The sequence below is a fragment of the Halochromatium glycolicum genome (assembly GCF_016584085.1).
Classification (GTDB): Bacteria; Pseudomonadota; Gammaproteobacteria; order Chromatiales; family Chromatiaceae; genus Lamprobacter; species Lamprobacter glycolicus.
The window spans coordinates 57,083-77,059 of the sequence record NZ_NRSJ01000012.1; the positions used below are offsets into that span (position 1 = coordinate 57,083).

Annotated in this window: 22 protein-coding genes; 6 read left to right on the top strand and 16 right to left on the bottom strand. The window is 64.6% G+C overall.

Annotation, left to right across the window (positions count from 1 at the left end; all coding sequences use genetic code 11):
• Positions 1-164: 164 nt before the first annotated feature.
• Positions 165-1,070, bottom strand: coding sequence for a PEP-CTERM sorting domain-containing protein (locus CKO40_RS08785; protein ID WP_200345830.1), 906 nt, complete (start codon positions 1,068-1,070; stop codon positions 165-167).
• 627 nt (positions 1,071-1,697) lie between these two features.
• Here CKO40_RS08785 and CKO40_RS08790 point away from each other — a divergent pair.
• Positions 1,698-1,865, top strand: a complete 168-nt coding sequence (locus tag CKO40_RS08790) for a hypothetical protein (RefSeq protein WP_200345831.1) — start codon at positions 1,698-1,700, stop codon at positions 1,863-1,865.
• 75 nt (positions 1,866-1,940) lie between these two features.
• Here the strand turns inward: CKO40_RS08790 and CKO40_RS08795 are convergent, their stop codons facing one another.
• The 15 genes from CKO40_RS08795 to CKO40_RS08865 form a co-directional block, all read right to left on the bottom strand.
• Positions 1,941-2,345: a type II toxin-antitoxin system VapC family toxin gene (locus tag CKO40_RS08795; RefSeq protein WP_200345832.1), complete on the bottom strand. Its 405-nt coding sequence runs from the start codon at positions 2,343-2,345 to the stop codon at positions 1,941-1,943.
• Entirely contained in the window at positions 2,338-2,571 is a 234-nt protein-coding gene (locus CKO40_RS08800) for a hypothetical protein (RefSeq protein ID WP_200345833.1), read from the bottom strand. The genes CKO40_RS08795 and CKO40_RS08800 overlap by 8 nt, the downstream gene beginning before the upstream one ends.
• A 97-nt stretch (positions 2,572-2,668) precedes the next feature.
• A complete protein-coding gene (locus CKO40_RS08805) occupies positions 2,669-3,700 on the bottom strand; it encodes a class I fructose-bisphosphate aldolase (RefSeq protein ID WP_200345834.1) in 1,032 nt (343 codons plus the stop codon).
• Between the two features lie 267 nt (positions 3,701-3,967).
• Positions 3,968-4,585: an urease accessory protein UreG gene (gene ureG / locus CKO40_RS08810; RefSeq protein ID WP_200345835.1), complete on the bottom strand. Its 618-nt coding sequence runs from the start codon at positions 4,583-4,585 to the stop codon at positions 3,968-3,970.
• A 200-nt stretch (positions 4,586-4,785) separates the two neighbouring features.
• A complete protein-coding gene (locus tag CKO40_RS08815; protein ID WP_200345836.1) occupies positions 4,786-5,190 on the bottom strand; it encodes a VanZ family protein in 405 nt (134 codons plus the stop codon).
• Complete coding sequence (locus CKO40_RS08820) at positions 5,187-6,002, bottom strand: urease accessory protein UreF (protein WP_242476924.1); 816 nt, start codon at positions 6,000-6,002, stop codon at positions 5,187-5,189. Before CKO40_RS08820 ends, CKO40_RS08815 begins: the two co-directional genes overlap by 4 nt.
• Entirely contained in the window at positions 5,932-6,444 is a 513-nt protein-coding gene (gene ureE, locus CKO40_RS08825; RefSeq protein WP_200345837.1) for an urease accessory protein UreE, read from the bottom strand. Before ureE ends, CKO40_RS08820 begins: the two co-directional genes overlap by 71 nt.
• Positions 6,434-6,856: a type VII toxin-antitoxin system HepT family RNase toxin gene (hepT, locus tag CKO40_RS08830; protein ID WP_200345838.1), complete on the bottom strand. Its 423-nt coding sequence runs from the start codon at positions 6,854-6,856 to the stop codon at positions 6,434-6,436. The genes ureE and hepT overlap by 11 nt, the downstream gene beginning before the upstream one ends.
• Positions 6,853-7,242, bottom strand: a complete 390-nt coding sequence (gene mntA, locus CKO40_RS08835; RefSeq protein ID WP_200345839.1) for a type VII toxin-antitoxin system MntA family adenylyltransferase antitoxin — start codon at positions 7,240-7,242, stop codon at positions 6,853-6,855. The genes hepT and mntA overlap by 4 nt, the downstream gene beginning before the upstream one ends.
• Before the next feature lie 329 nt (positions 7,243-7,571).
• Entirely contained in the window at positions 7,572-9,296 is a 1,725-nt protein-coding gene (gene ureC / locus CKO40_RS08840; protein WP_200345840.1) for an urease subunit alpha, read from the bottom strand.
• Entirely contained in the window at positions 9,293-9,670 is a 378-nt protein-coding gene (locus CKO40_RS08845) for an urease subunit beta (RefSeq protein WP_200345841.1), read from the bottom strand. Before CKO40_RS08845 ends, ureC begins: the two co-directional genes overlap by 4 nt.
• Before the next feature lie 77 nt (positions 9,671-9,747).
• Positions 9,748-10,050, bottom strand: a complete 303-nt coding sequence (gene ureA / locus CKO40_RS08850) for an urease subunit gamma (RefSeq protein ID WP_200345842.1) — start codon at positions 10,048-10,050, stop codon at positions 9,748-9,750.
• A 427-nt stretch (positions 10,051-10,477) separates the two neighbouring features.
• Positions 10,478-11,524, bottom strand: a complete 1,047-nt coding sequence (locus CKO40_RS08855) for an urease accessory protein UreD (RefSeq protein WP_200345843.1) — start codon at positions 11,522-11,524, stop codon at positions 10,478-10,480.
• Complete coding sequence (gene urtE, locus CKO40_RS08860; protein WP_200345876.1) at positions 11,524-12,219, bottom strand: urea ABC transporter ATP-binding subunit UrtE; 696 nt, start codon at positions 12,217-12,219, stop codon at positions 11,524-11,526. Before urtE ends, CKO40_RS08855 begins: the two co-directional genes overlap by 1 nt.
• Positions 12,220-12,272: 53 nt before the next feature.
• Positions 12,273-14,360 (bottom strand): ATP-binding cassette domain-containing protein, encoded by a 2,088-nt coding sequence (locus CKO40_RS08865; RefSeq protein WP_200345844.1) that lies wholly within the window; start codon positions 14,358-14,360, stop codon positions 12,273-12,275.
• A gap of 167 nt (positions 14,361-14,527) precedes the next feature.
• Between CKO40_RS08865 and CKO40_RS08870 the strand changes: the two genes are divergently transcribed.
• The 5 genes from CKO40_RS08870 (at position 14,528) to CKO40_RS08890 (ending at position 19,975) form a co-directional block, all read left to right on the top strand.
• Positions 14,528-15,235 (top strand): Crp/Fnr family transcriptional regulator, encoded by a 708-nt coding sequence (locus tag CKO40_RS08870; protein ID WP_200345845.1) that lies wholly within the window; start codon positions 14,528-14,530, stop codon positions 15,233-15,235.
• A gap of 673 nt (positions 15,236-15,908) precedes the next feature.
• Entirely contained in the window at positions 15,909-16,907 is a 999-nt protein-coding gene (locus tag CKO40_RS08875) for an SLAC1 anion channel family protein (protein WP_200345846.1), read from the top strand.
• 52 nt (positions 16,908-16,959) lie between these two features.
• The gene (locus tag CKO40_RS08880) at positions 16,960-17,406 is read left to right on the top strand and encodes a DUF6858 family protein (protein WP_200345847.1); all 447 of its coding nucleotides are present in this window, start codon (positions 16,960-16,962) and stop codon (positions 17,404-17,406) included.
• 170 nt (positions 17,407-17,576) lie between these two features.
• Positions 17,577-17,924 (top strand): NifB/NifX family molybdenum-iron cluster-binding protein, encoded by a 348-nt coding sequence (locus CKO40_RS08885; protein WP_200345848.1) that lies wholly within the window; start codon positions 17,577-17,579, stop codon positions 17,922-17,924.
• A gap of 425 nt (positions 17,925-18,349) precedes the next feature.
• Positions 18,350-19,975: a cytochrome ubiquinol oxidase subunit I gene (locus tag CKO40_RS08890; protein WP_200345849.1), complete on the top strand. Its 1,626-nt coding sequence runs from the start codon at positions 18,350-18,352 to the stop codon at positions 19,973-19,975.
• The last annotated feature ends 2 nt before the right edge of the window (positions 19,976-19,977 follow it).

Sequence of the window (19,977 nt, forward strand, 5' to 3'; positions counted from 1 at the left end):
CCATTCCACCCGCCGCAACACCCTGCGCGGTTCCAAAAAAGCAAAGCAAATAGGCCGAGTCGCCACGGGTGAGTACTCACCCGTGGCGACTCGGCCAGCAAATAATGGGATGCAGCTTCTAGCTACACCCCATAATATCATCGTGTTAGAGAAGCTCTAACCGATTAAACTGTAATGTTATTAGTAGTGCTTTTACGCCGACGGTAGGTGAAGGAAGCCATAAGTCCTGCGATCCCTAGCAAGCTAAGCATGGTAGGCTCCGGCACTTCGCTAACCGTGCGAAAAACGCTTGGCGAGAACTCATCATCAATCACATTACCATCATTATCCTGTGTTTTAAGACTGTCGCGATTACTCCAGGCCCAATTCGTCATCGACAAACCCAAGTCCACAGAATAGAAACCCAGCCTATCAGGACTAGTTTCATTCTCGGTAATCTCAAATAGACCTGCAATACTACCGGTCACCCCCGTTGGCTGCACAGTTGACTCAATGACGCCAGGCGCGATTTCTTCACCCTGCAGGCCAGTAGCTGTGAGGTTCAAGGAATAGCTATGCCAAACACCCCCATCATTGACATTATCATAGGCACTAAGGCGGGCGTAGTCGCTACTGCCCGCATCCGATCCCTCTAAGTCCATCTCAAACTCAGTATAATAAGTACCATCAAAAGCATCAAACATCATTGACAAACTAGAATCTGTCGAACTGTCATTGTCGTATAATTGTAGGAAGCCAACACCGGTATTGCCCCGTGTATTTCCCCAGCCTGATCTTCCTTGATCATCTGTTGTGTACCACCAGGATCCCATCATCATATTAAAATTTGGCGCAACTTGATCGTTATCTGCAATATACAGGGATAGATCGCGATCGCCAATACTGATGGTATCTATAGGATTAACTCCATTTTCAGCGTCAGATCGCGTATCGTATCGACTAATCGTTCCGCTATATCCAAATCGATCTGTATCAATCAAGCCCCCAATAGGTGAAGACCAGACGGTGAACGATGCGAGTGCGAATGGGATTCCGGCCAAAGCGGAATACCATGATTTATATTCAAACATGACGATCAACTCCATATTGCAATGGCGCGAAAATCTCACGCCAATCTCTGTGTGCACGTTACTCTGAAAGCAGTATTAAAGGCGGCAGCACGAAATGCCGAATGGCGACACGATCCAGAATTAGATCGATCAATTTAGGACTTGAATCCGCCCGACCAAGGCAGTAAGCACATCTCATGCCAGCGTCTAAAATAGTCGTACTATCAGACAGTAATAACAGAGACAACGGTTGAAGAGGCCACCATGAAAGGCCAATGTAAAAAGCCTCGACAATTTTTGGGTTGTATACTCGCGAGCCCCGTGAGCCGCAGCCGTTAGCTCCGTCCTAGCTGTATCTACTGATGTGGCACTGGGATGCCGGAAGCGCAGTTAAATCAGAATACTAGCGGCCAGCAGCTGACCTTAACCACGAGCCCGCTGTTCTTCTGGTCTGGTTTAACAGCAATACCAGCGTGGACGGCCGTTCCAAGGTGAGAGTCTGCTCCGACCCGATTAACCGTCGGAAAACTTTACGTTTCGGTTGGGATCAGGCGACGCTAGAAAGCATAAGTGTCTCCAAACGCCCGCGCTACTATCAAGGCTGGGGCCATGTACTTCTAGCCGATCCTGCTCACCGCGGTCACGGCGATGATCGGGGCACTGTTCATCATCGTCGACCCGATCTTCAAGGGCCTCGCGACCTCGCTGTTCTTCGGCCTGATCTCGTCGACGCTGCTGACCACGCTCGCGATCCCGGCGTTCTACATCTGGCGCCGCGGCGATGACCGCGACCCGGGCGTCCGGGCCGCGGGATAAGATCACGGGCTGCTGATGCCCGTGCAGCGTAAGGGTCTATCATCAGGCGCGCTATTCCCGGTTATGTGCTCGCCTTTAGCGTTGAGGCACGAGGAAGCCGGCCTGAACGAAGTGCTGGTCAAAAGCGAGCGCCGTCGACAAGCCCATGCGGCGCATAACCACAAAGGAGATGCAATCGACGAGGCCCCATCGCTTGTCAGCGTGGCTCCGATAAAGGTCGAAGGCCGCGTCGAACAATTCAGGCGTAAGAGGGACAAGGGTCACTTCCGGTGACTCGCGGAGGTCCCGGATGATCTCGACAGCGGCACCGCGATCAATCCTCGAGAGGGCATTGCCGATCTCCAGAAGCACGGCGTCGGTGACGACAACTGGTTGACCGTCGAACCGCTCGGAGAACGCAAGCGCCTCGGCGTGGTGCTGGTCGGCTTCGTTGACCAGTGCCAGGATGTAGCCAGTATCGATGAAAACGGGTTCAGGCATCCGGCTCGCCGACGACATAGGCGTCATGGTGCGTCGAGAGGTCCGCCGGCCCCTGCGTCTTTACCCGTCGTAACCGCGCAAAGAGCGTCTCGTTGATGTCGCCCTTTTGAGGCTCAGCATCCACCAGCAGAACACGGACCTTCTTGCCATCAAGCCGCTGACGATGCTCAGCGGGGATGTCGAGCACACCATCATGCGCGACGGCCTGAAATTCGATTGAATCCATCAACGAGCCTCATTGACTTCGCATTAGACGACCGCGACCCGGTTACCTGGACTGCGGGCTAAGGTCGCGGCCGGCCGTCAGCGCGGAAGCAGCCGCTCTAGGCCGCCTCGCGCTCCATATCGGGCGCATACTCGCCCAGGCTGGCGAGCGAGTTCAGCTTCGCTCGATGCAGCAGGGCCTGGCTCGCCTGTTCCGCCTTCGCGGCATCCCCGCGCCAGGTCTCGAGCACCTGATTCTGCAGCGCCCGCGCATACGAGAAGGTCAGCTGCCAGGGCAGCGACAGCCTGGCGGCCATCTGATTCATCGTATTCAGGTGCTGGGTCGCCTCCTCATCGCTCTGGCCGCCAGACAGGAACGCGACGCCGGGCACCGCGGCCGGAACGGTCTGCTGCAGGCAGCGCAGCGTCTCTTCGGCGACCTGCTCGACACCGGCGCGCTGCGGGCAATCGGTCCCTGAGATCACCATGCTCGGCTTCAGGATCATGCCCTCGAACTGGACGCCCTGCCGATAGAGCTGCTCGAACACCTGACGCTGGGTCTCAACCGTGACCTCGTAGCTGGTCTCGATCGTGTGGGCGCCGTTGATCAGCACCTCGGGCTCGACGATCGGCACCAGCCCCGCCTCCTGGCACAGCGCTGCGTAGCGCGCGAGTGCATGCGCATTGGCCTCGATGCAGGCGCGGCTCGGCTTGTCCTCAGCGATCGTGATCACCGCGCGCCATTTGCAGAACTTGGCGCCGAAGCCGACGTATTCCTCCAAGCGCTCACGGAGCCCGTCCAGCCCTTCGGTGACCTTCTCGCCGGCGTTGAGCGCGAGCTCCTTGGCGCCGGTGTCGACCTTGATCCCGGGCATGATGCCTTGGCGCTTCATCAGCTCCGGAAACGGCTCGCCGTCGCTCGTCGATTGGCGGATGGTCTCGTCGTAAAGGATGGCACCGCTGATGTAATCGCCGAGCCCGGGCGTGCCGAGCAGGATCGTCCGATAGGCGACCCGATTCTCCTCGGTATTGTCGACGTCGACCGCCTTCAGCCGCTTGCCGACGGTGGGTGTGCTCTCGTCCATGGCCAGGATGCCCTGACCGGGCTTGACCATCGCTTCTGCCGTTTGACGCAGGACGCTCAGAGTCATGATTGCACCTCCAGAGGGGATTGCGAGAATTGAGGCCGAGAGCCGGCTGGCCCCCAACCCCAACGACCCTGAGGAAACCAAGCGACGAATTCAACCGCGCAGCCCGGTCACAGTCGAAAAAGCTCAGTCCCCGGGGCTCGCGCCCCTTGCGTCGCGGCAGGGCCGCCTGCCGCCACTGCGGTGCCTGAGCCGCGGAGGGCTTCGCGACCGACTCGCATCAGGAAGCATGAAGCGCTGCGGACGGACCCCTTGAGGCTGAAGTCCGGCTTAAACGAGCATGCCTTCGCGCACCACGAACTCGATGATCGCGTCGAGCCCCTCGCCTTGGCGTAGATTCGTCATCACGAAGGGCCGCTCGCCGCGCATGCGTCTCGCGTCGCGTTCCATCACCTCGAGCGAGGCGCCGACATGCGGGGCCAGATCGATCTTGTTGATCACCAGGAGATCGGAGCGGGTGATCCCGGGGCCGCCCTTACGCGGGATCTTCTCGCCTTCGGAGACGTCGATCACGTAGATCGTCAGGTCGGCGAGCTCCGGGCTGAAGGTCGCGGCCAGGTTATCGCCACCGCTCTCGATGAAGATCAGATCGAGGTCCGGGAAGCGCTGCTGCAGATCGGCCACCGCGGTCAGGTTCATCGAGGCGTCCTCGCGGATCGCGGTGTGCGGGCAGCCGCCGGTCTCGACCCCGATGATCCGTTCAGGGGCGAGTGCCTCGCTGCGGATCAGGAATTCGGCGTCCTCACGGGTATAGATATCGTTGGTGACCACCGCGATCCGATAGCGCTCACGAAGGCGCTTGCAGAGCGCATCGAGCAGCGCAGTCTTGCCGGAGCCGACCGGACCGCCGACGCCGACGCGCAGCGGGTTACTGGATTCGTTGCGCATAGATCATCCTAGCAAGAGCAGTTGAAAGGCCCCAGCGGTGCGTCCCGCGTGGTTCCTGGCGAGGCACAGCGAGTCGGAATGATCGCTCCATTCCAACGAGTTGTAACGAAGCCAAGGGCCGCGCGGACATGCATCCGGGGTCGAATAAGAACGCGGGTCTTGGTAGGGCTTCCGACGCATTCCGGCAGCAACCCATACCCTTACGCCGTCCGGTTCCGGTCATGCAGCAGCGAGGCGGCGAGTGCCGCCCCGATCACCACGCCGAGGGTATTCAGCCCGATGTCAAGCAGCCCAGGATAGCGCCCGGGCACGAAGCGCTGGGCGTACTCCAACAGGACCCCATAGCCGATCGCAAAGCAGGCCGCCCAAAGGATCGGCCGCTTCCAGCGCACCAGCACGGCCGCCCACAGCAGCGTCAACAGCGCATAGAGCGCGCAATGCATCGCGTTCTGCAACAGCGACGGCACGAGCGCGACGGTTCGGACAAGCGCGGGGTCGTCTTCGGTTGGATAGCCAGGCACCAGAGACAAGTAGGCGATGCTGAGGGTCAGCGCGAGGCTGGCCGCCAGGCGAACAGGAATTGCGCGAAAAACGGCCGCGATCATGAGCGATAGAGCCTCGTGTACTGGGTCTCGTGCAGGCTGCTCGCAATCGCCAGCGCCGGCATGCTCGCGCCGATCTCGGTATCGGGGAGGTCGCGGGCCTGCTCCACCGCAGCCGGAATCCGCCCGGCGAGCCTTGTGAGGATGCGCTGCCCGGCGGTCTGACCCAAGGGCACCAGCTTGATCCCGGCGAGTGTCAGGTTCTCGGCCCAGGACCAGGCATAGCCGGCTAGCACGTCGCTCTGATCGATCTCCCAGACGGTTGCCGCGAGCGCAAAGCCGGCAAGCTGGCTCCGGCTCAGCAGCGACTTCCAGTCCGGTGCGGGCGATGGTGAACTCGGGCCGAGACTGGTCGGAGGCGCTGGCTGCATGCGCGTCGCCCCGCCCGCGTTGAATGTGTCGAGCAGCCCCAAACCGTCCAGCAGTTCGGCCAGCGCGCGCCCGCGGTTGGCCTCCTCGGCGCGCAGCTCGGCGGTCTCGCGCAGTGCGATCAGCTCGTCGATCCAGGCCGCCATCGCCGCCATGTCTCCGCGGCTGGCCGCGTCCAGCATGCGCAGCAGCAGCGGCAGATCGACCCAGGTCAGCGACTGCGCAAGCTGATCCGAGAGCCAGTCCTCGAGCGTCGGCTGATCGCAGACCCAGCCGGCCTCGACCGCCCATTCCAACCCTTGCGAGTAGGCGAAGGCGCCGACCGGCAGTGACGGGCTGACGAGCTGCAGCAGCCGCAGCAACGACAGCGAGGCATCAGTGGTCATGATCGTGTCGGTGTCCATGCCCGTGCCCGATGCCATCCGCTGCATGACGGCTACCGCCATAGGCACCGGGCTCCGGCTCGAACGAGGCCTCCTCCGCGACCACCGCCAGGCCGAGGCCGCGCACCATCGCATCGAGCACATGATCCTGCAGCCAGCGCAGGCGGCCCGGTTCGATCTGCAAGGCGACATGCCGGTTGCCGAGGTGATAGGCGGCGCGCGCAAGCAGCACCGGATCAGCCGACTCAGCCGTTGAGACCGGCTCCGGTGCGGCCCGGACCTGGACGATGACGCCCTGCTCATCGCTCAGCCGATCACCGTCGCGCAGCGGCTCGCCGCCGCGCGGCAGCAGAACCCCGACCGCGCGGCCGTCATCCAGATAGGCACGCAGCCGCGAGCGCGAGCGCTGCTCGTAGGTCAACGGCAGCACAGCACTCGGCCGCGCAACCGTTGCCCCATCGAGCCGCTGGGTCAGCCGTAGCGCTAGATCGCCGTCAGTCTTCATCTTGCGGCAGCCTGCTGCGAATGGCGCTGACGAAGCCTTTCAGGTCATCGAGCCGATGTTCGACGACATCGCGCACGATGCGCGGGTCCACGGCTTGATAGCCATGCACCAAGATGTTGCGGAACCCGACCATCTCGCTCAAAGGCGCAGCGAGGTCGCCTGGGAGCCAGCCCCACTTGACCAGGAGCTCGAACAGCGCGCGATTGCTGCTCGGCTCCCCGAGCCGATCGTCGGAGACGATGTGTGAAGCAACGTCCAGCGCCGCCTGGATCGCGATCTGCAGCGTATAGGCCGCGAACCGCTCTTCGCGCAGGTCCAACGTGATCGCCTCCGGCTGCGCGAGGCGCCGCAGGTCACCGAGGCAGGTCTCGATGAATGCCAGCTTCTTGCGGACCAAATCGGCATCGGTCATAACCGGCGCTGCTCTATATGCCGATAGCGCTGCAAATGCGGCAGCAGATCGAAGTACTCATTGCGGGCGCGGACCTCGAAGCGGACGCGCGCTGCGCGATCGCGCTCGAAGACCAGCTCGCCCTCGCGCAAGATGCGGTGGATCAGATCGACCGGCGCCCGATTCAGCACCACCAGATCGACCCGACATCCGAGTTCGGCGCCCAACCGATCGGCAAGATCGAGGTGCAGCCCCTGCAACGTCGGCGGCGGGTCGGTTGCAAGCAGGATCGCAAGATCGAGATCGCTTGCCGGTCCTGCCCGCCCGCGCGCTTGGCTCCCGAACAGATAGGCGCAGCACAGATCCTCTGACAACGCCGACAGCGCATCCGCGATACGCTCGCTCATTGCCTTCAGCCTTTGTCCATCGCGGGCGTTATCCCCGGACATGACACGGCCTGCCGCAGGCTGCGGCCGATGGCGGTTGGCATCGGACGTTGGGCCTTGCTCATCGTCGCGACCAAAGCCCCTTGATTCCCGCAGAGATGCCATGTTGACTATCGAAACATCATGCCGTTGGCTTGCACTTCCTGAACTGCGGGTAGCAGGTAGAGCATTGGATGGTCAATTCGGGGCATTGATACGCCTCACGCTCATGGGAACGATGTCACCCCACGACCATGAATCTCGTGTGATTCATGGCAAAGCCGCGGCGCATACCGACGCTGCTTAGGGCCTCAGAACAGAAAGTACCGCTGCGCGAGCGGCAGCTCGGTGGCCGGCTCGCAGGTCAGCAGCTCGCCGTTGGCGCGGACCTCATAGGTCTGCGGATCGACCTCGATGGTCGGCTGCCAGAAGTTGTGGATCATGTCGATCTTGCGCACCTGGCGCACGTCCCGCACCACGCCGACCCGCCGCTTCAGATTAAGCCTCTGCGGCTCGCCGGCCTGCAACGCCCACTGCGAGATGAAGGTCATGCAGGTCTCGCCGAGCGCACCGCCGAAGGCGCCGAACATCGGCCGATAGTGGACCGGTTGCGGGGTCGGGATCGAGGCGTTCGGGTCGCCCATCGGCGCCGCGGCGATCATCCCGCCCTTCAAGATCAGACTCGGCTTGGCGCCGAAGAAGGCCGGCTTCCAGAGCACCAGATCGGCCAGCTTGCCGACCTCGACCGAGCCGACCTCGTGGGCGATGCCGTGGGTGATCGCCGGGTTGATCGTGTACTTGGCGACGTAGCGCTTGGCGCGGTAGTTGTCGTTGTCGCCGCGGTCGACCGGTCCCGCCCAGTCCGGCGCGTCCAGATGGCCGCGCTGCACCTTCATCTTGTGCGCGGTCTGCCAGGTGCGGCTGATCACCTCGCCGACCCGGCCCATCGCCTGCGAATCGGACGCGATCATCGAGAAGGCGCCGAGATCGTGCAGGATGTCCTCGGCGGCGATGGTCTCGCGGCGGATGCGCGATTCGGCGAAGGCGACGTCCTCCGGAATCGATGGGGACAGGTGATGGCAGACCATCAGCATGTCCAGATGCTCATCGACCGTATTGACCGTGTACGGCCGGGTCGGGTTGGTCGACGACGGCAGCACATTGGCCAGTCCGGCCGCCTTGATGATGTCGGGCGCATGGCCGCCGCCGGCGCCCTCGGTATGATAGGTGTGGATGCAGCGATCCTTGAACGCGGCGATGGTGTCCTCGACGAAGCCGGACTCGTTGAGGGTGTCGGTATGGATCGCGACCTGCACATCCATCTTCTCGGCGACGCCGAGGGCGCAGTCGATCGCCGCCGGCGTCGTGCCCCAGTCCTCGTGCAATTTCAGCCCCATCGCGCCGGAGCGCACCTGCTCCTCGAGTGCGTTCGGTTGGCTGCCGTTGCCCTTGCCGAGGTAACCGATGTTGACCGGCAGGCCTTCGGCCGCCTGCAGCATGCGGCGGATGTTCCAAGGCCCGGGGGTGCAGGTCGTCGCATTGCTGCCGGTCGCCGGGCCGGTGCCGCCGCCGAGCATCGTGGTGATGCCGGACATCAGCGCCTCATCGGCCTGCTGCGGGCAGATGAAATGGACATGGGCATCGATGCCGCCGGTGGTCAGGATCTGGCCCTCGCCGGCGATGATCTCGGTGCCGGGGCCGATCAGCACATCGACCCCGTGTTGGGTGTCGGGGTTGCCGGCCTTGCCGATTGCGGCGATGCGCCCCTTCGAGATGCCGACATCGGCCTTGACCACGCCCCAGAAGTCGAGGATTAGGGCATTGGTGATGACCAGGTCCATGACCTCGTCGGACTGGCGCTGGCATTGCCCCATACCGTCGCGGATCACCTTACCGCCGCCAAACTTGACCTCGTCGCCGTACTGGGTCAGGTCCTCCTCGACCTCGATGATCAGCTCGGTATCGGCGAGCCGCAGCTTGTCCCCTTTGGTCGGGCCGTACATCGACGCATAGGCCTGCCGGCTGATCTTGCTCATGGCTGGGTCTCCTGCTCGGCGTCTCCACCCTGGTCGGTTGCCGTGTCGGTGTCGGCTGCTGGCGCCGGATCGAGCCGGCCCATGATCGCGCCGCGGAAGCCGAAGACGACGCGCGCGCCGGCATAGGGCACCAGATCGACGGTGCGCGACTGGCCGGGCTCGAAGCGGACCGCGGTGCCGGCCGGGATGTCGAGCCGCTGGCCGCGCGTCGCCGGGCGATCGAACTGCAATGCCGGGTTGGTCTCGAAGAAGTGGTAATGGGAGCCGACCTGGATCGGCCGGTCGCCGGTGTTCGCGACCTCGATGGTCAGCACCGGGCGGCCGGCATTGAGCTCGATCTCGCCAGCCGCCGGAAGAACTTCGCCAGGGATCATGATGCCTACCTCGCCGGGGTTACCGTGAAACAACGGGGGATCGTCTCATTCTTCGGGGTGGCTGGCCGCCATGATCGTTAGACGATCGGATCATGCACGGTCACCAGCTTGGTGCCGTCCGGGAAGGTCGCCTCCACCTGGACATCCGGGATCATCTCCGGAATCCCGTCCAGCACATCTTCGCGGGTCAGCAGTGTTCGACCATAGTCCATCAGCTCGGCCACGCTGCGGCCCTCGCGCGCGCCTTCGAGGATCGCGCAGCTCAGGTAGGCCACCGCCTCGGGGTAGTTCAGCTTCAGCCCTTTCGCCTTGCGCCGTTCAGCGAGCAGCCCTGCCGTGAATAGGAGCAGCTTGTCTTTCTCGCGGGGGTTCAGGTCCATGGTCGACGCCTCATCGGATCGCGTTACAGGACGGGAGCACGGCGGATGCTGACCGCCGCACCGCGGGCCAGTTTACGCCAGCCTTGTTGCCGGTTGCACCGTTGAGCCGAAAAGTCGGGGTCGAAATCTTGCATCGGTCCCGCTCGGACCAGCTCGGACCAGCTCGGCCCGATGTCGCGCCCGCTCGCCATGACCTACCCGTCAGACGGTATCTCATCCTGTACCGGGAGATCACGGAAGGCGTGGAGATCGTCCGCGTCATGCCCGGTACGCACGACGTCAAGATGCTGACGTCGAACCGCTAGACCGGCGCGTGCAGAACGGGCAGCCGGACAGCTTCCAAGGGTTACCAGCATGACAAGGGCGCGACCGCCGTCTGCGGGGGTGCTCAGAGCACGCAGCGCGCCCCAGGCTGGGTCCCTGCCGATCATGTCGCCCAGATGCGGGGCGCCGACGCCTCCAATCCGAGCAGACGCGGACGCAGTGCCTGCCAGATCGCCCGAAAGGCATGCAGCACCGGCTCGACCCGGTGCGCGAGCGCCCGCGCGATGAGCAGATCGTCAAGGAGCGTGATCCCGATCGGCCAGCCGCAGGAGTCCAACGGCAGCGCGGCGCGGGCGGCGGCGAGGTCCGCGGCATCGGCGCCGACGGCGATCAGCGTGGCGGTCACCGGCCAGCCGCGCAGCCCTGTCGCCGCATCGAGCCCGATCGCAGCGTCGAGCCCGATTGTCGCGTCGCCTGAGGTTGCCGCATCCACTCCTGTCGCTGCAACGCCTCCTGTCGCTGCATCGAGTGAGGGAGCCGCGTCGAGCCCAGCGCTCCCCTCGCACGCTCGGTCCCGAGCGCCCGAGACCGGCCCTGAACCGAGGGCGTGCGCGCGGAACCATGGCCGCGAGCGCTCGATCCCTCGGGGCGGCGCGCCGAGCTGATCGTCAGCACCCACCCGCAAGCGCTCACTGAGCAATGGCCGGCCGTCGCGCTCGATGCGCAGGCCGAGATCCGCCGCTCCGCCCTCGAAGCGCTCGCCGATCACCGGCCGTCCGAGACTGACGAGCTCCCAGCCGATGAAGCGCGCGCTGCCCTGCAACGAGACCCGCAATCGCTGGCGGAGCCTGGCTCCCGGGAACAGGATCGATTCGGGCGGCAGCCACTCAAGCACCGCGCCGTCGTCGACCTGCAGCCGTTGCTGCAATGAGGCGACCGGCCCGGCACTGCGGTAGAACTTGGCCGCCCCGGGGGCGGTCATCAGGGCATGGGCGCCAGGCTGGAGCTGCGCCGCGATCTCGAGCCGGTCACCGCCGACCACCCCGCCCGGCGGGTGCAGCAGATACAGATGACAGGGCGTCCCCTCCGGATAGAAGGCGCGCTGCACCGTCAGGGGGCCATGCTGGCGTTTGCGCGCCAACACGGTGCGCCCAGCGCGCGGCGCAAACTCGAGCGCGAGCTGCGCCCCCCAGCCCTCGGCCCTGGACATCAGACCGTCAGATACTCGCGCACCAGGTCCTCGCCCAGATCGGCCATCGGTCCTTGCGCCTTGAGCCGGCCGCGATCGAGGAGCGCGAAGCGGTCGCCGACCCGGCGCGCGAACGGCAGCTTCTGCTCGACCAGGATCACCGTCAGCCCCAGATCGTCCATCAGCCGGCGAATGATATCGCCGATCTCGTGGACGATATTCGGTTGGATGCCCTCGGTCGGCTCGTCCAGGATCAAGAGGGTCGGATCGAGCACCAACGCCCGGCCGATCGCGAGCTGCTGCTGTTGACCGCCGGAGAGATCGCCGCCCCGGCGCCCGCGCATCTGCTCGAGCACCGGGAACAGCTCGAAGATGAAGCGCGGGATCTGGCGGCTGCGATCCCGGCGCGCGGGCAGGCCGATGCGCAGGTTCTCCTCGACCGTCAGCAGCGGGAAGATCTGCCGCCCCTGCGGCACATAGCCGATCCCGAGCCCGGCACGGCGCTCGGCCGGCAGCCGGGCCAGGTCCTCGCCCTGGAACGTCATGCGGCCGCTGCGGATCGGCAGCAGCCCCATGATGCAGCCCATCAAGGTGGTCTTGCCAACCCCGTTCCGGCCCATCACGCAGGTGCACTCGCCTTCGGCGAAGCCGATGTCGAGGTCCCAGAGCGTATGGCTCTCGCCGTAGAACTGATTGAGCGACTCGATCTGAAGCATGGTATCAGCCATTTGGACGGCCCTGAGATCAGCAGGATGTGGGAGGGCTGAGCTCACCGCAGCGCCTCCTGCGCGGCCTCAAGCGCCTCCCAGCGATCGTAGCATTCGGCGAGCTCGGCCTCGACCTCGGCCAGACGCGCCTGGGTCGCGGTGACCTCGCTCGCCGGCCCCTGGTAGAGCGCCGGATCACCGAGCGTTGCATGCAGTTGCTCGACCTCGGCCTCGAGCGCTTCGATCTGCTGCGGCAGCTGCTCGAGCGCGCGCTGATCCTTGTAGCTGAGCTTGGCCGGCTTCGGCGCCCCCTTGTTGGCGCGCGCCTTCCCGGCGCGCTGTTCGGTCGCTTGGGCGCCCTTCGGCCGCGCGCCACGGGTCCCGGTTGCGGCCCCGGCCGCGCCGCCAACCTTGGGCTTCATCGCCGGTTGTCCGTCTGCCTGCGAGGACGGACGCTGCCGCAGCCAGTCGCTGTAGCCGCCGACGTACTCGTCGACCCGGCCGTTGCCGGCGAGCACCAGGCTCGAGGTCACGACGTTGTCGAGCAGATCGCGATCGTGGCTGACCAGCAGCAGGGTCCCGTCGAAATCGTTCAGCAGCTCCTCGAGCAGCTCGAGGGTCTCGACATCGAGATCATTGGTCGGCTCGTCGAGCACGAGCAGGTTGGCCGGCTGGGTGAACAGCTTGGCGAGCAGCAGCCGGTTGCGCTCGCCGCCGGAGAGGGCCGCGACCGGCTGCTGCGCGCGCTCCGGCGGGAACAGGAACTCCTTCAGATAGGAGAGCACATGCAGGCTGCGGCCGCCGACCTCGATCTGGTCGCTGCCGCCGGCAACGTTGTCGCGGACGCTGCGCTCGGGCTCGAGCTGGGCCCGGAGCTGATCGAAATAGGCGATGTTCAGGTTGGTCCCGTGCCGGATCTGGCCCTGATCCGGGGCGAGCTGGCCCAGCAGCAGCTTGAGCAGGGTCGACTTGCCGGCCCCGTTCGGGCCGATGATGCCGACCCGATCGCCGCGCAGGATCAGCGTGCTGAGCCCCGCGATGGTCGGTGCCTCGGCGCCGGGATAGCGGAAGGCGACCGCCTCGGCCTCGACCACCAGCTTGCCGCTGCGCTCGCCGCTGTCGAGGCTCAGCCGCGCCTGCCCCGGCCCCTCCCGGCGCGCGCGGCGCTCCTCGCGCATCGCCTGCAATGCGCGCACCCGGCCCTCGTTGCGGGTGCGGCGCGCCTTGATCCCCTGCCTGATCCAGACCTCCTCCTCGGCGAGACGCTTGTCGAAGCGCTCGCGTTCCTTGGCCTCGGCGTGCAGCCGTTCCTCGCGGCGGCGCAGATAGTTCTCGTAGTCGCCCGGCCAGTCACTGAGCCGGCCGCGGTCCAGCTCCAGGATGCGAGTCGCGAGACGGCGCAGGAAGCGACGGTCATGGGTAATGAACAAGAGCGATCCGGAGAAGCCGAGCAGCAGTTCCTCGAGCCACTCGATGGTCTCGATGTCGAGATGGTTGGTGGGCTCGTCGAGCAGCAGCAGGTCCGGCTCGGTGACCAAGGCCCTCGCGAGCATCACGCGCCGGCGCAGACCGCCGGAGAGGGTCGCATAGACGGCCTCCCCATCCAGCCCGAGCCGCGAGACCACCCGCTCGGCGCGCTGCTCGATCTCCCAGCCGCCCTCGGCCTCGAGGAGCTGCTGGATCGCCGCCAGTCGGGCGAGATCCCGCTCGGGATCGGGATCGAGCCCAGTTGCAGGCCCGTTTGGGGCCCCGGCTGCGGCCCCGGCCCTGGCCCCGGCTCCGGACCCAGCTCCGGACCCGGTCACAGCGCCGCCCTCGCCCGCCGCGAGCCGATGGCTCAGGTGATGATACTCGGCGACCAGCGCGCCCAGTTCGCCAAGACCGCCGGCGACCACATCCAGCACCCGGTGCGCGTCGCTCAGCGGCGCCTCCTGGGCGAGCCGGGCGACCCGCAGGCCGTCGCGACGCCAGAGCGCGCCCGAGTCCGGCTCGATCTCGCCGGCGATGAGCTTGAGCAGGGTGCTCTTGCCGGTGCCGTTACGGCCGATCAGACAGGCGCGCTCGCCGGGACCGATATCGAGGTCGACCCCATCGAGCAACGGCGGCTGGCCGTAGGACAGTGAGACACCGCGGAGCGAGAGCAGGGACATGCGTGAGATCCGATCCTCGAGACAGAAGCACTGGAGAGAAGCAATGGCAGCATGATACTGCCCGAACCGACCCGCGGTCCGGGTTGTCGAGGGCATTGTGCAGCGCAAAAATCCTGTACACTTGCAACGCATCCGTCATTGACAGCCGCCAACAGATAGCGAGAGGCATGGTCAAATCCGTGACACTGCGTGAGGCTTGGGCCGGCGAAGCCGACTGCCGGCGTTGCACGCTGCGTGAGTCGGTGCTCTTCGCCGGACTCGGCGAGCAAGACTTCGACCGCATCCACGACCCCATCGATCAGTTCAACCTGAAGCCGGGCACGCCACTGTACCAGGCTGGCGAGGTCGGGGATCACATGTTCACGGTGCGCTCGGGCTCGTTGAAACTAGTCCAGTATCTGCCCGATGGCAGCCAGCGCATCGTGCGGATCGCGCGCGGGACCGACGTGCTCGGCCTCGAGGCCCTGCTCGGCAACGCCTATCAGCACGATGCGGTCGCGCTTGCACCGACCGAGATCTGCCGCTTCCCAACCCGCGTCGTGAAGATGCTGAGCAAGGAGAACCCGAGCCTGCACGACGAGCTATTGCAGCGCTGGCAGCGCGCCCTGAACGAGGCCGATGCCTGGCTGACCGAGCTCTCCACCGGCTCGGCGCGGCAGCGCGTCGCCCGTCTGCTGCTGCGACTGGTCCGCGACCGCGAGTCGAGCGAATGCCAGCTCTTTGGCCGTGAAGACATGGGGGCAATGCTCGGCATCACCACCGAGACCGCGAGCCGCACCATCGCCGGCTTCAAGCGCGAGAGCCTGATCGTCGAGTCGCGCCCGAACCGCTTCCTGCTCGATATCCCCAATCTGCGCCGCATCGCCGAGGATTGAGCCGACCCGGCGGGGACTCGCCGGCGAGGACTCGCCGGCGGGGACTAACCTGCGGGGGTAACCGGCGGGGACCAACCTGCGGGGACTAACCGGCATGGGCTAACCGGCCCTAGGGCCTGTTCCCGCCACCCGGCTCTCTGCGCTGTAGGAGCCCGCTTGCGGGCGACGCCTCTCAGCGCCGCGGGCGACCACTGTCAGCGCGTTAGGCCAGGCCTCTCAGCGCGGTACGCGACCCCACCGCGCTGGCGGCGGCGAAGATCGCCCGCAAGCGGGCTCCTACCTCACCACCATTGCGGGTAGCGACAATCGGTCTCGGGATTTGCGCTGTCGTGCACGAGCGCTAACGCTGTAGCCATCCAACCTGATGCGAGCGCTGACCCCTTTGATTCTGGCAGCAGTGATGCAGAAAGACCAAAAGGGTCTGTACGGATATCAGCGCGGTTGACTATAACCTGCAGCGAGGCTGCCATCCGGTCGATCAGCTCGTTGCCGCAACGGAACCGCGCTTGGCAGCCCAAGCCGCTGCCGCTGCCGCTGCCGCTGCCGCTGCCGCTGCCGCTGCCGCTGCCGCTGCCGCTGCCGACAGGATGGTCTGCCCGATGATTGATGGCTTTCAATGTTGATACCTTAGCAAGCTGGCTAAGCTGCGCCGGTTGATATCCTCTTGACGATCATGTCCGATAACACTCCATCCGCTGCCAACCGAGAACCCCGGATCGAGCATTTTCCGGTCGCGTTCTTCGCAATGATCATGGGCCTGATCGGCCTCTCGATCGCCTGGGACCGGGCCCAGGAGACCTTCGGTATGGCGTTCGACATGGGCGGGGCGCTGCGCTGGTTCGGCCTTGGCCTGTTCGGGCTGATCCTGGTGATGTATCTCGCGAAGCTCGTACTGTTCTCGGAGGCGGTGGTCAAGGAATGGCAGCACCCGATCCAGCTCAACTTCTTCCCCACCATCTCGATCAGCATGATCCTGCTCGGCATCGCCCTGTTGCCCAGCCTCCCTGGGGTTGCCGCGGTGTTCTGGATGCTCGGCAGCGCGCTGCACCTGCTGCTGACGCTCTATGTGGTCAGCATCTGGATCCATCATGACCGCTTCGAGATCCATCACATCAACCCGGCCTGGTTCATCCCGATCGTCGGCAACGCGTTGGTGCCGATCGCGGGCGTGCCGCTCGGCTACACAGAGCTGTCCTGGTTCTTCTTCAGCATCGCGATGCTGTTCTGGCTGATCCTGTTCACGATCATCATCTACCGGATGCTGTTCCATCAGCCGCTCCCGGACCGGCTGATGCCGACCTTCTTCATCCTGATCGCACCGCCGGCGGTCGGCTTCATCGCCTACATCGAGCTGGCCGGGCTGGCAGAGGGCAGCGGCCTCGACGGCTTCGCGCGTGTGCTCTACTACAGCAGCCTGTTCCTGACCCTGCTGTTGTTGACCCAGGTCGGGCGCTTCGTGCGTCTGCACTACTTCATCTCCTGGTGGGCGTACTCGTTCCCGCTCGCCGCGGTCACCATCGCCACGCTGATCATGTTCGAGATCACCGGGCTGCTGGCCTTCGCGGTCATCGGCTGGACCCTGCTCAGCCTGGTGACCCTGGTGGTGATCTTCCTGCTCTACCGCACCGCAGTGGCGGTCGGCAGCCGGAGCATCTGTGTCCCGCATCTTTGAGTCTTGTTCGACGCCTCGGCTCATCGGCGTCGTCCGCCGGAGGTCCTGAGCCATGAAGCAATTCCTGTTGAACGAACGTTATCCGCTCTTCGTGCTCAGGTTGGAGCGCGGCGAGACCCGCTTTCAAAGCCTCGATGCGATCTGCGACTACTTTCGCGGCTGCATCGAGGCCCACCCCTGCGGTCATTTCATCGCGATCTTCGACCACTATGCCCATACCTGCGCGCTGCCCGACGGTGAGGTCGACAGTGCGATCCAGGCGGCCAAGAATGTGCTCTTCTGCTTCGGCCTCGCCCTCCCGAACCCTGAGATCCTGGGCTTGCGGCCGCGCTCGATCGGCGTCGCCGAGCTCGCCGATCAGTTCGTCATCAGCTTCATGGAGACCCCGATGCCGGTGGCCAACGCCGCGATGGAAGACTGGGCGCTCGGGCTGCGCCAGGGGTCGGGCGAAGCGAGCCCATCGGCAGCGGAGCCCGGGCTGCAGGCACCCATCGAGTAGCCGCCCATAGCGGATTTTGAGGCGCCGTCTGGAAATCCGGTCTTAGCTGCCATGCGCTTCTCGTAAACAAACACTTCGCTGAGGCAACCTCGATTTCAGACGACCGTTGAGCAGCCGACTCAGCCCTCGTTGCAGCCAATTCCCTACCCACCCGCCGCCGAGCCAGTTCAATGCGCATCGCCGTCTCCAGCCAGAACTTCCGGACCATCACCGGCCATGCCGGCAAGACTCGACGCTTCCTGATCTATGCGCTCGCGCCCGACAGCGAGCCGACCGAGATCGAGCGGCTCGAGCTCCCCAAAGACCTCACCCTGCACGCATACCACGGCCCGGACCATCCCCTCTATCAGCGTCAGCTCGATGCCGTACTCACCGCCAGCGCCGGCGAGAAGTTCGTCGAGCGGATGAACCGCCAGGGCATCGAGGTGATCACCACCGCCGAATCCGATATCGAGGCCGCACTGAAGGCGATCGCCGCCGGCGAACCGCTGCCGCCCGCCGAGCCGCACGAGCATTGAGCGACCCGATCAAAACGGCCGCCTGACTCGCGCAAGCTCCTGATTTCAAAGCCACAGGAGCCATTCTGCTAGAGCCCCCAAGGCCGTTATCCGACTAGGTCGAACAGCACCTCGAACCGGCGGGCTGGTCTTTGGCGTTCGCCTTGACCCCGATCATCGCCCCACCCTGAAACCTTGAGTAAAACGCTCGGGATTGAGGATTCGCATTCTCGCCGGTGAGAATTCGCAATTAAGCTCCGGCTGATGGAGCTGGGCCGGACGCATGCTACCGCTGCGTTCGCTATCAGAAGACGCCGTCTATCAGGACGGCGCGAAGACCGAGACACCGTGCCGCAACCGCGCGGCGACGGCGACGACGGGAGTGGTGGATGCCGGCTTCCCAAGGCCGGGATCTCAAGGGTTCAAGCTGACTCGGAATTCGAACCATGCTAGATAGCGCAATGATCGAGCTATCGCGGTGGCAGTTCGCCATCACCGCGATGTATCACTTTCTGTTCGTCCCGCTGACCCTAGGGCTCAGCTGGATGCTGGTGATCATGGAGAGCGTCTACGTGATGACGGGACGCGCGATCTATAAGGACATGACCAAGTTTTGGGGGAAGTTGTTCGGCATCAACTTCGCGCTCGGCGTCACCACCGGACTGACGATGGAGTTCCAGTTCGGCACCAACTGGTCCTACTACTCGCACTACGTCGGTGATGTCTTCGGCGCACCGCTGGCGATCGAGGGCCTGATGGCCTTCTTCCTCGAATCCACCTTCATCGGCCTGTTCTTCCTCGGCTGGGAGCGCCTGACCAAGCGCCAGCACCTGGCCGTCACCTTCCTCACAGCGGTCGGCTCGAACCTCTCGGCGATGTGGATCCTGATCGCCAACGGCTGGATGCAGCACCCGGTCGGTGCAGAATTCAGCTTCGAGACCATGCGCATGGAGATGGTCAGCTTCTCCGAGGTGCTGTTCAACCCGGTCGCCCAGGTCAAGTTCGTCCATACGGTTGCCGCCGGCTATGTCACCGCGGCGATGTTCGTCGCCGGCATCAGCGCCTTCTACATGCTCAAGGGCCGGGATCTCCCCTTTGCGAAGCGTTCATTCTCGGTCGCGGTCGGCTTTGGCATGGCCTCGATCCTGTCGGTGATCCTGCTCGGCGACGAATCCGGCTACGAGGTCGGCGACGTGCAGAAGGTCAAGCTCGCCGCGGTCGAGGCCGAATGGCATACCGAGGAGGCGCCCGCCGCGTTCACCGCATTCGGGATGCCCAGCAACGAGGACGAGGAGACCCACAACGCGATCAAGATCCCCTGGGCGCTCGGGCTGATCGCGACCCGCTCGCTGGATGAAGATGTCGTCGGACTCAAGGACCTGATGCGCGAGCACGAGATCCGCATCCGCTCCGGGATGATCGCCTACGAATACCTGCAGCGGCTGCGCAACGGCGAGGACACCGAGGCCAATCGTGGGATGTTCGCCGACCATATGGACGACCTCGGCTACGGGCTGCTGCTGAAGGCCTACACCGACAACCCGGCCGAGGCCACCGAGGAGCAGATCCAGATGGCGGTCAAGGACTCGATCCCGGAGGTCGCACCACTGTTCTGGGCCTTCCGGATCATGGTCGGCGCCGGGGTCTGGATGCTGTTCCTGTTCGCGCTCGGCTTCTACTACAACGCCAAGCGTCAGATCCAGGACAAGCGCTGGCTGCTGAGAGCGTTCCTCTACAGCATACCGGTGCCCTGGATCGCGGCCGAGACCGGCTGGTTCGTCGCCGAGTTCGGCCGTCAGCCCTGGGCGATCGGTGAAGTGCTGCCGACCACGGTCGCCGCGTCCAGCCTCACCGCGAACGATCTGGTCATCAGCCTGAGCGCGTTCATCATCTTCTACACCCTGCTGTTCCTGATCGAGATGTACCTGATGTTCAAGTTCGGCCGCCAGGGTCCGAGCTCGCTGCACACCGGCAAGTACCATTTCGAGACTCAGGGTTCGGACAAGGGCGACCACAGCAGCGGCGGCGCCCCCTCGGCAACGGCCCCGGCCCGGCAGCATCAAGGAGACTGATC